At 39.0% G+C, this 11,871-nt stretch carries 10 protein-coding genes and 1 other annotated feature; of the genes, 8 read left to right on the top strand and 2 right to left on the bottom strand.

The features are described 5' to 3' along the window. The first annotated feature begins 606 nt into the window (after positions 1–606). Both guaB and Q0371_RS06250 read left to right on the top strand, forming a co-directional pair. A complete protein-coding gene (gene guaB / locus Q0371_RS06255; protein ID WP_169361358.1) occupies positions 607–2,073 on the top strand; it encodes an IMP dehydrogenase in 1,467 nt (488 codons plus the stop codon). A gap of 97 nt (positions 2,074–2,170) precedes the next feature. Further along, positions 2,171–3,541 (top strand): serine hydrolase, encoded by a 1,371-nt coding sequence (locus Q0371_RS06250; protein ID WP_251557227.1) that lies wholly within the window; start codon positions 2,171–2,173, stop codon positions 3,539–3,541. Positions 3,542–3,631: 90 nt separating this feature from the next. On the opposite strand, the gene Q0371_RS06245 is transcribed toward Q0371_RS06250, so the two are convergent. After that, positions 3,632–5,086, bottom strand: coding sequence for a PLP-dependent aminotransferase family protein (locus Q0371_RS06245; RefSeq protein WP_342567334.1), 1,455 nt, complete (start codon positions 5,084–5,086; stop codon positions 3,632–3,634). A gap of 51 nt (positions 5,087–5,137) precedes the next feature. Between Q0371_RS06245 and pdxS the strand changes: the two genes are divergently transcribed. The 3 genes from pdxS (at position 5,138) to serS (ending at position 8,216) form a co-directional block, all read left to right on the top strand. Then, entirely contained in the window at positions 5,138–6,028 is an 891-nt protein-coding gene (gene pdxS / locus Q0371_RS06240; RefSeq protein WP_169361356.1) for a pyridoxal 5'-phosphate synthase lyase subunit PdxS, read from the top strand. A gap of 1 nt (position 6,029) precedes the next feature. Beyond that, positions 6,030–6,623, top strand: a complete 594-nt coding sequence (gene pdxT, locus Q0371_RS06235; RefSeq protein WP_169361355.1) for a pyridoxal 5'-phosphate synthase glutaminase subunit PdxT — start codon at positions 6,030–6,032, stop codon at positions 6,621–6,623. A 24-nt stretch (positions 6,624–6,647) separates the two neighbouring features. After that, positions 6,648–6,859: a binding site (T-box leader), on the top strand. An 82-nt stretch (positions 6,860–6,941) separates the two neighbouring features. Then, positions 6,942–8,216, top strand: a complete 1,275-nt coding sequence (gene serS, locus Q0371_RS06230; RefSeq protein ID WP_169361354.1) for a serine--tRNA ligase — start codon at positions 6,942–6,944, stop codon at positions 8,214–8,216. A 215-nt stretch (positions 8,217–8,431) separates the two neighbouring features. Here serS and tadA read toward each other — a convergent pair whose 3' ends face one another. Continuing rightward, positions 8,432–8,908: a tRNA adenosine(34) deaminase TadA gene (gene tadA / locus Q0371_RS06225; RefSeq protein WP_169361353.1), complete on the bottom strand. Its 477-nt coding sequence runs from the start codon at positions 8,906–8,908 to the stop codon at positions 8,432–8,434. Between the two features lie 76 nt (positions 8,909–8,984). Between tadA and Q0371_RS06220 the strand changes: the two genes are divergently transcribed. The 3 genes from Q0371_RS06220 to Q0371_RS06210 all read left to right on the top strand — a co-directional run bounded on the left by Q0371_RS06220 (position 8,985) and on the right by Q0371_RS06210 (position 11,535). After that, positions 8,985–10,121, top strand: coding sequence for a glycosyl hydrolase family 18 protein (locus Q0371_RS06220; RefSeq protein WP_169361352.1), 1,137 nt, complete (start codon positions 8,985–8,987; stop codon positions 10,119–10,121). 105 nt (positions 10,122–10,226) lie between these two features. Beyond that, positions 10,227–10,859, top strand: coding sequence for a deoxynucleoside kinase (locus tag Q0371_RS06215; RefSeq protein WP_169361351.1), 633 nt, complete (start codon positions 10,227–10,229; stop codon positions 10,857–10,859). A gap of 1 nt (position 10,860) precedes the next feature. Then, positions 10,861–11,535, top strand: coding sequence for a deoxynucleoside kinase (locus Q0371_RS06210; protein WP_169361350.1), 675 nt, complete (start codon positions 10,861–10,863; stop codon positions 11,533–11,535). The last annotated feature ends 336 nt before the right edge of the window (positions 11,536–11,871 follow it).

The following is an 11,871-nucleotide window of genomic DNA, read 5'->3' as shown; positions in this document are numbered from 1 at the left end:
AGCCGCCGATGGTAGTTGGAGGGTCGCCCCTGCAAGAGTAGGACGTCGCTGGGCACCAAAGAAAGTCGTCACCGAGTAATCGGTGGCGGCTTTTTGTTTTGTTTAAAATGAAAAAAAAAAGCCGAAAGCTATCACTCTCCCTATCCACGTATGTGAGAATAGCTTTGAATCTCTTTGCAATTTTCTAGTTTTAAATAAATTTTCATAAGAATATTACATAGGTAAAAATTATTGATATATAGTAATCTACCAGTAAAATCTGTAGTAACAGGCAGTGACACAAGTAGGGATAGCGAGACAGATATACATCACACCTGCGCAGGCTAATGCTCACTCCACAGGAAGTGTCTGCCAGAGCGGACTTATTAAACGCATATAAATATTGATAATACTCTTAGAGAGCGTTTATACATTTATCTATTAAAATAGGAATTATGGACTCAAACCTAGTTTCAACTTAATAGTTTTTAATCTTTTAATAGACAAAGTAATAAAATAATTGAAAGAAAAGTCGGAATATATATATTATTTATCGATTCTTGACAGTCTATGTGCCCGCTGATAACCTTGTAATAATATTTAATTATAGAGGAGGAAGTCAGCGTAATGTGGGAATCGAAATTTCAAAAAGAAGGTTTAACATTTGACGATGTTTTATTAGTTCCAGCTCAATCAGAAGTTTTACCAAAGGATATTAATTTATCAGTACACTTAACATCAAAAATCAAATTAAATATTCCGGTGATCAGTGCTGGTATGGATACTGTTACAGAGGCAAAAATGGCTATTGCTATGGCACGCCAAGGTGGATTAGGAATTATTCATAAAAACATGAGCATTGAGGAACAAGCAGAACAAGTGGAAACAGTTAAACGTTCAGAGAATGGCGTTATCACAGATCCTTTTTATCTAACACCGACTCATCAAGTTTATGATGCAGAGCATTTAATGGGGAAATACCGCATCTCTGGCGTTCCTATAGTAAATAATGAAGAAGAACTAAAGCTAGTCGGAATAATTACGAATCGTGACCTACGATTCATTCAAGACTATTCTTTACCAATTAATGAAGTGATGACTAAAGAACAGTTAGTGACTGCTGCAGTTGGTACTACATTAGAACAAGCTGAAAAAATTCTTCAACAATACAAAATAGAAAAATTACCAATTGTAGATGATAACGGAATCTTAAAAGGTTTAATTACTATTAAAGATATTGAAAAAGTAATTGAGTTTCCTAACGCTGCTAAGGATCAACACGGCCGTTTGTTAGTTGGAGCTGCAGTAGGTGTTACAAGTGATACAATGATTCGCGTGCAAAAGTTAGTAGCTGCACAGGTAGATGTAATTGTTATCGATACAGCTCATGGGCATTCTAAGGGCGTAATAGATGTAGTGAAGGAAATAAGAGCAACCTATCCAGATTTAGATATTATTGCTGGAAATGTCGCAACTGGTGCTGCTACTAAGGCTTTATACGAAGCTGGAGCAGATGTAGTGAAAGTTGGTATCGGTCCAGGATCTATTTGTACTACTCGTGTAGTAGCAGGTGTTGGTGTACCACAAATTACTGCTATTTATGATTGTGCTTCTGAAGCTCGCAAGGCAGGTAAAACGATTATTGCTGATGGTGGTATTAAATTCTCTGGCGATATTGTAAAGGCTTTGGCTGCCGGAGGACATGTAGTTATGTTAGGTAGTCTACTGGCTGGAACTACCGAAAGCCCAGGAGAAACTGAAATCTTCCAAGGAAGACGTTTTAAAGTATACCGAGGAATGGGTTCTATTGCTGCTATGGAAAAAGGATCTAAGGATCGCTATTTCCAAGAGGATGCAAAGAAATTAGTTCCAGAAGGTATTGAAGGACGTCTACCATACAAAGGTCCACTTTCTGATACAATTCATCAGCTTCTTGGTGGAGTTCGAGCAGGTATGGGGTATTGTGGTACAGGCACTTTAGAAGACCTACGAGAAAATGCACAATTTATTCGCATGACTGGTGCCGGTCTACGAGAAAGTCACCCACATGATGTACAAATAACAAAAGAAGCACCAAACTACTCTATCTCTTAAAATAAGTAGAAACTTTCGCACCCATTACACGTCTATATATAGGCCGAATGGGTGCTTTTTTAAAGTGTTATGCACCTAGTTCAAAAAGTATGATAAAATGAGCATTGATAATAGAAAAAGTGGAGGTACAGTAGTGAAGAAATATTGGAAAACAACAATGGTAAAGTGGCTAGTACTTCCGATGTTGCTTGTGTCTTTAGTAGGTGGAATGCCAACTAACACAAAAGCAGAGGAAAGTTTAAATTTAAATGTTGATGCAGCGATCTTAGTAGATGCTGATTCTGGAAAAATTCTTTATGAGCAAAATGCAGATGCAGCTTTAGGAATTGCAAGTATGACAAAAATGATGACCGAATATCTTCTTTTTGAAGCAATAGAAGAAGGTAAAATTTCATGGGAACAACAATATTCAGTAAATGAATATACATATAAAATTTCTCAAGATCGTCGTCTAAGTAACGTGCCTCTACGCGAGGATGGTACTTATTCAATTCGTGAATTATACGAAGCAATGGCAATCTATTCAGCCAATGCAGCAACTATTGCAATAGCTGAAACAATTGCTGGAACTGAAGAAAACTTTGTGAAGTTAATGAATGAAAAAGCTGCAGAAATGGGCTTAGAAAACTATAAATTTGTAAATTCAACAGGCTTAAACAACGCAGATTTACAAGGGATGCATCCGGCAAGCACAGGAGAAACAGATGAAAATGTCATGCCTGCTAGCTCGGTGGCAAAATTAGCTTATCTTCTGATGAAAGACTATCCAGAAGTGTTAGAGACAACAAAGATTCCTCATAAAATTTTTCGCGAGGGCACATCGGATGCTATCAAAATGAGTAACTGGAACTGGATGCTACCAGGACTAGTTTACGAGTATGAAGGCGTAGATGGTTTGAAAACAGGAACAACAGATTTTGCAGGACATTCCTTTACCGGAACTGCTGAAAGAAACGGTATGAGAGTAATCGCTGTAGTCATGAAAGCAGTAGATGCTAACGGAAAAGGAAGTTATGAAGCTAGATTTGACGCAACTAGAGCGTTATTTGATTTTGGTTTTGCCCAGTTTACTAAAGTAGAGCTAATACCAGAAGGATATAAAATTCCTGGCCATAAAAATTTAAAAGTAAATAAAGGAAAAGAAGATACGGTTGCAATTGCAGTGAAAGAACCTATCTCTATGCTGATCAAATCCAGTGATAAAGATCTGTACAAGCCTGTTTTCACTCCATTAGAAGACAAGCTAGAAGCAGAAGTCAAGAAGGATACAGTAGTAGGAAAAGTCCATCTTGAAAAATCTGAAGGTACTGACTATGGGTACATTACTGGCGATCAAGGAAGTGTTGATGTAGTAACAACAGAAGCTGTAGAAAAAGCAGGTTGGTTCAGTTTAATGCTACAAGGCATCGGTAAATTCTTTAGCGGATTATGGGATAGTACAACTGATTTTGTTGGCGGCTTATTTTAACACTTAGGCATTGCAGATAAGGTTGTACATCTTCTATAAAAAGCACTGAAACTCTATATGAGTTTCAGTGCTTTTTGCTTGCAAGGGATATTATGATTTCTCTATTTTGATTGCCCGCATAAGTTCATGTATGGAGGACGAAAGATTCGTAAAATCTAATCCACCAAAACCTAAAACTAACCTTGGAACAGTTTCGTCAATGGGAGAGGTTATATACTTATGCAAACCATAGATTTGAATGTTAGCTTGTTGGGCAAGAGAAACAAGCTCCTCTTCCTTCCTATCTGTCTGGATGGTTAATAGAAGATGCATTCCTGCCTGTTCCCCTGAAAGATTAACAATAGGCTCGTACTCTGAAAGTGTCTTCGTGACTATTTCCAGCTTTCTTTTATAAATTTTACGCATTTTATTTAAGTGCTTTGCAAAGTGACCGTCCTCCATAAATTTCGCAAGTATATGCTGATCCATGCGTGGTACAGTAGCAGAATAATAATAGTATTTGTCCTTATATTGCTTTATAAGCGTGTTTGGAAGGATAGCGTAGGCAATCCTTAAGGAGGGCATGAGAGACTTCGAAAATGTGCTTAAATAAATTACACGGTCGTTTTGATCCATACCTTGTAAAGAAGGTATTGGTTTTCCTGTATATCTAAACTCACTGTCATAATCATCTTCAATAATATATCGTTTCTCTTCCTGATAAGCCCATGCTAGCAGTTGACTTCTGCGTGAGGCTGACATAACAGAACCAGTTGGAAATTGATGAGATGGTGTAACATACATAACCGTTGTATTAGTTTTCTCCAGCTCCTCCACCACTAACCCTTCCTCGTCTACTGGAACAGCAACAGACTTTTCCTCATTCTCTAAAAAAAGATGATGGGATAATGGATACCCAGGATTTTCGTAACCATAAACGGCTTTGTCACCAAGAAGACGAACGAGAAGTGGCATGAGTTGTTCTGTACCTGATCCTAAAATAATTTGCTCTGGTCTGCTTTTTACACCACGGGATTGATAAAGATAGGACGATATTTGTTGTCTTAGTATATAGTCTCCCTGAGGATGTCCTAGCTGCAATAGATCTTTATGGTCTTCATGGGCTAATTCTTTTGCGTATTTTCTCCAAAGAGTAAAAGGAAAAGAATCTTCATCTATCTTTCCCGGTGAGAAGTCTATATGGAAGGAAGTAGCTTTCTCTTCTTTTCCAATAGGAGTATCTTCCTTTTCAATCAGAGCTAGCTCTTCTATGTTTTGGACAAAATACCCTTTTCTTGGCTCCGAATTAATATATCCTTCTGCGACAAGCTGACTATACGAAAGCTCGATCGTTGTTTGACTTAGATCAAGGTATTCAGCTAGTTTTCTTTTAGATGGAAGCTTTTCTCCTTCCTTAATATGACCTTGCACAATGGCATTTTTTAAAAATTTATATAATTGTTCATATAATGGTAGATTTGTGTTTTTTTCTAAAGGGAGCATGAGAAAATCCATTGTATCATCCAATCTGACCACGTTCATTTTATTGTTTCTGGCACTTTTCATATGGTCAATTACCATTATACTAAATTTTATAACAATTAGGAGGTATATAGGATGAATTTACATATGACAGGAACAGAGTTAGTAAAAAGAGGTATGGCTGAGATGCAAAAGGGTGGAGTTATAATGGATGTTATTAATGCGGAGCAGGCTCGTATTGCAGAGGCAGCAGGAGCCGTGGCAGTTATGGCATTAGAACGTGTGCCTTCTGATATTCGTGCTGCGGGAGGAGTGGCTCGTATGGCCGATCCTCGCATAATGGAAGAGGTAATGAGTGCTGTAACGATTCCAGTCATGGCTAAAGCGCGTATCGGACACATCACGGAAGCCAGAATGCTAGAAGCAATGGGTGTGGATTATATTGATGAATCAGAAGTACTGACTCCAGCGGATGAGGAGTATCACCTTCGAAAAAGTGAGTTTACTGTTCCTTTTGTTTGTGGATGTAAGGACTTAGGAGAGGCTGCTCGACGCATAGGAGAAGGTGCATCCATGCTTCGCACAAAAGGAGAGCCTGGGACAGGGAATATTGTAGAAGCAGTTCGTCATTTGCGTAAGGTAAATGCCCAAGTGAGAAAGATTGTGCATATGGATGAGGATGAATTAATGACAGAGGCAAAAATTCTTGGAGCACCGTATGAAATTTTATTGCAAATTAAGCACAAAGGAAAATTGCCAGTAGTAAATTTCGCAGCAGGAGGAGTTGCAACTCCAGCAGATGCTGCACTAATGATGGAGTTAGGAGCAGACGGAGTATTTGTCGGTTCAGGTATATTTAAATCCGATAATCCAGAGAAATTTGCTCGCGCTATTGTAGAGGCAACTACTCATTATCAAGATTATAAATTATTAGTGGAGATTTCAAAGGATTTAGGAATCCCTATGAAGGGAATAGAAATTTCTCGTTTATCCACTGCTGAGCGTATGCAAGATCGAGGGTGGTAAAATGGTGAAAATAGGAGTGCTTGCTCTCCAAGGTGCCGTTACGGAACATATCCGTTCAGTGGAGGAATGCGGGGCAAAGGCAGTAAAGGTTAAAACAAAAGAGGACTTGAAAGAAATAGATGGTTTAATCCTACCTGGTGGAGAAAGTACCGCAATGCGCAAGCTTATAGACCGGTTTGATTTACTAGGTTGTTTAAAGCAGTTTGCAGAGTCAGGCAAGCCTATGTTTGGTACTTGTGCTGGTCTTATATTATTAGCAAAGCAAATTCAAGGTCAGGATACACATCATATTGGTGTGCTACAAGCAACTGTCGCAAGAAATTCCTTCGGTCGTCAGGTGGATAGCTTTGAAACTAATTTAGATATTCAAGGGATAGCAGCAGATTTTCCTGCTATTTTTATAAGGGCTCCACATATTGTGGAAGTAGATAAAAGTGTAGATATTCTTGCTACCCACGAAGAACGCATCGTAATGGCAAGACAGAATCATATATTGGGATGCTCCTTTCATCCCGAATTAACAAATGATCATCGTATAACTGCCTATTTTATACAAATGGTTCAGGAATCGCTTGCCAAACCGGTCAACCTATAGTAAAGTATGGTTAATTTCATGATTTAAAAAACGATGATAGGAAGTAGTAGCAAGTAAGTTTTTTTTAGAGAGTCAGCGGCTGGTGGGAGCTGATAAAAGCGCTTGTGAATCCGTCCTTTGAGTTGCGCAGCTGAAAAATAGGTAAGCTGTGGCCGGTTGAAAAGCCGTTATTAGACAAGTGGATCTGAGATGTCAGATCAATCAGGGTGGCAACGCGGGTAGCTCTCGTCCCTTTTATAAGGGATGGGGGCTTTTTTGTCGTTTTTTATGAATTTAAATCTGGTTAATAGGCCAAAAATATCAAGAGGAGGAAATCATATGTTAGATGTAAAATTTGTACGTGATAATTATGAAGAAGTGAAAGCTAAACTTGCGAAGCGTGGAGAAGATATCTCCGAGTTCGATCAATTTCTTCCTTTAGACCAAAAGCGTAGAGAATTAATAGCAAAAACAGAAGTACTAAAGGCAGAAAGAAACGAGGTTTCTCAAAAAATCTCACAAATGAAACGAAATAAAGAGAATGCTGATGATGTAATCGCTCGCATGCGTGAAGTAGGCGATGAGATTAAAGCATTAGATGAAGAACTACGCCAGGTAGAAGAAAAATTTGAATATATGATGATGCGCATTCCAAATATTCCACATGATGACGTTCCAATTGGCGATTCTGAGGATGATAATGTTGAAATTCGTAAATGGGGAGAGGTCCCTGCGTTTAACTTTGATACAAAGGCTCATTGGGATATCGCCACAGATTTAAAAATTGTGGACTTTGAACGAGCTGCAAAAGTAACTGGAAGCCGTTTTGCTTTTTACCGTGGTTTAGGGGCAAGATTAGAGCGCGCGCTATGGAATTTCATGATGGACCTTCATTCAGAAGAGCATGGCTATGAAGAAATGCTACCACCATATATGGCAAACCGTATGAGCCTAACAGGTACTGGACAGCTTCCAAAGTTTGAAGAGGATGCTTTCTTAGTTAACGAGGAGGATTATTTCTTAATCCCAACGGCTGAGGTGCCAGTAACTAACTTCTACCGGGATGAAATTTTAGATGGAGCTGATCTTCCACAAGCCTTTACTGCTTTTAGTGCTTGTTTCCGTTCAGAGGCTGGTTCTGCAGGTAGAGATACACGCGGACTAATCCGTCAGCATCAATTTAATAAAGTTGAGCTGGTACGTTTTGTTAAACCAGAGGATTCTTACGAGCAATTGGACCTTCTAACAGGACATGCAGAAAAGGTTCTTCAGCTTTTAGGACTTCCATATCGTGTGCTACGTATGTGCACAGCAGATCTTGGATTCACTGCAGCGAAGAAGTATGATATTGAAGTATGGTTACCAAGCTATGGCGAATATAAAGAAATTTCTTCATGCAGTAACTTCGAGGACTTCCAAGCTCGTCGTGCTGGAATCCGTTTTAGAAGAGAACCGGGTGCTAAGCCTGAGTTTGTACACACATTAAACGGTAGTGGACTAGCAATCGGACGCACAGTAGCTGCCATCCTAGAAAATTATCAGCAACCAGACGGTTCAGTTAAAATCCCAGAGGTCCTACAACCATATATGGGCGGAAAAACAATTATTAAATAAAGAAAAGCGAAAGCGCCTATGTCTGCCCCGACAGGCAAATGGGGAAAAGTGAGGAGGCAGCTCTTCAGCCACCGGAACTTTTATTCATTTGACCCCGAGGGGCAAGGTGCAGAAGCTAGCCATAAAGAAAAGCGAAAGCGCCTATGTCTGCCCCGACAGGCAAATGATCCGTTATAAGATACTTTTAATGATATAAAAGTAAGAACCAAAAACGCCTAGAGTTCTAAGCGTTTTTGGTTCTTTTTCTTTAGTCGTAGCTCTCGAAAGAAAGTCGTTAGTAAATTACCACAGGTTTCCGCAAGAACCCCTTCTGTTACCTCACAGACATGGTTGAATCGAGTGTCATTTAAAAGCGAATACAGAGAATCTACACACCCTGCCTTCATGTCTCTTGCACCATATACCACTCGAGGGATACGTGACTGTAATATTGCTCCAGCACACATAGGGCAAGGCTCTAAAGTTACATAAAGGGTTGTTTCTTCGAGTCTCCAGCTACCAATTTTGGCACATGCCTCTTGAATAGCCAGAAGTTCTGCATGTGTCGTTGCATTTTGGGTTGTTTCTCGTAGATTGTAGGCACTCGCAATTACCTCATTTTTATGTACGATAATTGCTCCGATCGGAACCTCACCTATGGCAGCAGCCTTTTTTGCTTCCTCAATTGCTAAATTCATATAATATTGATCCATTTGGAGTCAACTCCTTACGCGTATTTTAGCATGTTTTGTAGATAACGTGCATATTCTGATTTGAAGGAGTGATGCGATGATTTATACAGTTAAGTTAGGTGATAGCTTATATTCTATTGCAAGACAGAATGGTACTAGTGCGGCTACTATTGCTTCGATCAATGGCTTGCCGAACCAGGATGTATTGGTCGTTGGACAATCATTAGTCTTACCCTCTACTCCAAGTCCAAATCGGCCAATGATTGAAACCAATTTATATGTGGAATGGTATACCGAGGCTCCATCTGAAACAGTTATTAGCCAAGTAGAAAATGTAGCCTCTCTATTAACCTACATGATGCCATTTGCTTTTGAAGTTAAAAGAGATGGGTCATTGACTAAAATGGATTGGGGAAGGTTGCCAGAAGTTGCTGCGGCAAATAACGTGGAAGAAGTTGTTATAATAGTCAATATTGAAGAAGGTGCTTTTAGCGACACATTAGCTCATACCATTTTTACGAATGAGGAAGTGAAGCAAAGAGTATTTGAAGAGACAGTTGCTGAGGCTAATAGAAGAGGAACGAATCATATTCATACTGATTTTGAATATATAGATCCAAATGATCGGGAAGCATACGTAACTTTCTTAAAAGAGTTTCGGGCTTTTGCTCCTAGCTTCATTTTTTCTGCTAGCCTAGCTCCAAAAACAAGTGCTAACCAGCCTGGTAAGTGGTATGAAGGACACGACTATAAGGCTCTAGGTGAGGTGCTAGACTTCGTCGTCATTATGACATATGAATGGGGCTATAGTGGAGGACCCCCGATGGCTGTGTCTCCAATAGGTCCGGTAAGAAAAGTTTTAGAGTATGCCATAAGTGAAATACCTTCACAAAAGGTTATGATGGGTCAAAACCTGTACGGCTATGATTGGACATTACCTTACAAAGTAGGCAATCCTTTTGCAAGAGCAATTAGTGCCCAAGCAGCAGTTCAACTGGCAATCGATCGAAATGCCGCGATAGAATATGATGAAGTTGCCCAGGCACCTTTTTTTAATTACTGGAGGGACGGAAAAGAGCATGAAGTGTGGTTCGAGGATGCTCGTTCTATTCAGGCTAAGTTCAATCTTTTAAAGGAACTGAACCTTTTAGGAATCTCCTACTGGCATAGTGGCTTCAATTTTCCACAGAATTGGTATCTTTTAAATGACATGTTTCGTATTAAGAAAAAATAGGGGGTATTTGTCTTTCTCTGGAAAGACAAATATCCTCTATTTTTCGTCATATCCCTATGCTAAAATAGAGGATACGACTTGAAACTTTAGAGTGAGGTTAGAGATATGTCTATTCCATTTATAACGGTAGAGGGTCCAATAGGTGTTGGTAAAACCTCATTGGCCAAAGCAATTGCTAATACATATCAATTTGAATTGTTAAAAGAGATCGTAGACGAAAACCCCTTTTTAAATAAATTCTATGAAGATATAGCAGAGTGGAGCTTTCAAACTGAAATGTTCTTTCTTTGTAATCGCTATAAGCAATTAAGTGATATTGAAAAAAAATACTTATCCAACGACACAGCAGTTGTTGCGGATTATCATATTTTTAAAAATCTTATTTTTGCAAAACGCTCTCTAAATGAGGTCGAGTATGAGAAATACGAGTCCATTTATCATATTTTAACGAAGGATATGCCAATCCCGAACATGGTAATTTATTTAGATGCAAGTATAGACGTGCTAGAAAATCGTATTGATTTACGTGGGAGAGAGTTCGAAAAGAAAATTAGTACAAGCTATCTAGAGCAACTTTCATCGGACTATAGAATGTTTATAAATGACTTTGAAGCAAAGCACCCAGACGTACCTGTTATTCGTTTCAACGGTGATGAAATGGACTTTGTACAGAACAGCCAGGATTTAAATATAATTTTAGAAAAAGTAAGTGCTACACTACTTAAAAGGAGTAAATAACATGAACTTAAGAGAAAAGTATGGCATCCCAGCCAATGCTGTCATTACTATTGCAGGAACTGTAGGTGTTGGGAAATCTACTATGACAAAAATGCTTGCTGACGCATTACATTTTAAGACTTCGTTTGAAAAAGTAGATACTAACCCATATCTTGACCGTTTTTACGAGGATTTCTCTAAATGGAGCTTTCATTTACAGATTTACTTCTTAGCAGAGAGATTTAAGGAACAAAAGAGAATGTTCGAATATGGTGGAGGGTTTATCCAGGACCGTTCTATCTATGAGGATACAGGTATTTTTGCGCAAATGCACAAGGAAAAGGGAACGATGGATCCGATCGATCATGAGACATATACAAGCCTATTCGAGGCAATGGTGATGACACCGTATTTCCCGCATCCGAACCTTTTAATTTATTTAGAAGGTTCATTGGACAGTGTAATCGATCGTATTCATGAAAGAGGCCGTCCGATGGAGCAGCAGACGCCAATCGCTTATTGGGAAGAAATGCATGGTCGTTATGAAAAGTGGATTGATGGATTTAATGGTTGCCCGGTGCTTCGCCTTAACATTAATGATTATGATATCGTAGAAAATCCTGAAGATGTCGAGCTAATTCTTGAAAGAATTGGGCATTTTATGGAACAAACACAAACAATCACCTTACGTAAATAATGAAAGCTTCCGCATGTATTGCGGAAGCTTTTTTGTTACAAAGGAGGATATTTAGTAAAAGGGGAGAATTCGAACTGGTGGTAGTGTGAGGAAAGGAAGATTAAACATGGAAAGCTTGGACCGTGTGAGTATGTGGAGGATATTATTATGAGTCAATTCATAAAATAAAAAAGAAGCTGACCCATAAAAAGTCAACTTCTTAATATTCTGAACATGTATGGCTAAGAAAAATTCGTTACAAAAGCAACGAATTCAATCTCAAATTTATGCGTGTGTGTTGTTAAAAAATGGAGGAGGAAGAGGGATTCGAACCCCCGCGCGGTATGACCCGCCTGT

It is taken from the genome of uncultured Psychrobacillus sp. (assembly GCF_938022135.1).
Lineage (GTDB): Bacteria > Bacillota > Bacilli > Bacillales_A > Planococcaceae > Psychrobacillus.
Note: the sequence above shows the minus strand (reverse complement) of the source record. Positions and strands in the feature narration are given on the sequence as shown.

Excerpts from the sequence above, each read along its gene's own strand:
- pdxT (WP_169361355.1), top strand. The coding sequence starts at position 6,030 with ATGGTGAAAATAGGAGTGCTTGCTCTCCAAGGTGCCGTTACGGAACAT.
- tadA (WP_169361353.1), bottom strand. The coding sequence starts at position 8,908 with ATGGATCAATATTATATGAATTTAGCAATTGAGGAAGCAAAAAAGGCT.
- guaB (WP_169361358.1), top strand. The coding sequence starts at position 607 with ATGTGGGAATCGAAATTTCAAAAAGAAGGTTTAACATTTGACGATGTT.
- serS (WP_169361354.1), top strand. The coding sequence starts at position 6,942 with ATGTTAGATGTAAAATTTGTACGTGATAATTATGAAGAAGTGAAAGCT.
- Q0371_RS06210 (WP_169361350.1), top strand. The coding sequence starts at position 10,861 with ATGAACTTAAGAGAAAAGTATGGCATCCCAGCCAATGCTGTCATTACT.
- Q0371_RS06245 (WP_342567334.1), bottom strand. The coding sequence starts at position 5,086 with ATGAAAAGTGCCAGAAACAATAAAATGAACGTGGTCAGATTGGATGAT.
- Q0371_RS06250 (WP_251557227.1), top strand. The coding sequence starts at position 2,171 with ATGAGCATTGATAATAGAAAAAGTGGAGGTACAGTAGTGAAGAAATAT.
- Q0371_RS06220 (WP_169361352.1), top strand. The coding sequence starts at position 8,985 with ATGATTTATACAGTTAAGTTAGGTGATAGCTTATATTCTATTGCAAGA.
- Q0371_RS06215 (WP_169361351.1), top strand. The coding sequence starts at position 10,227 with ATGTCTATTCCATTTATAACGGTAGAGGGTCCAATAGGTGTTGGTAAA.
- pdxS (WP_169361356.1), top strand. The coding sequence starts at position 5,138 with ATGAATTTACATATGACAGGAACAGAGTTAGTAAAAAGAGGTATGGCT.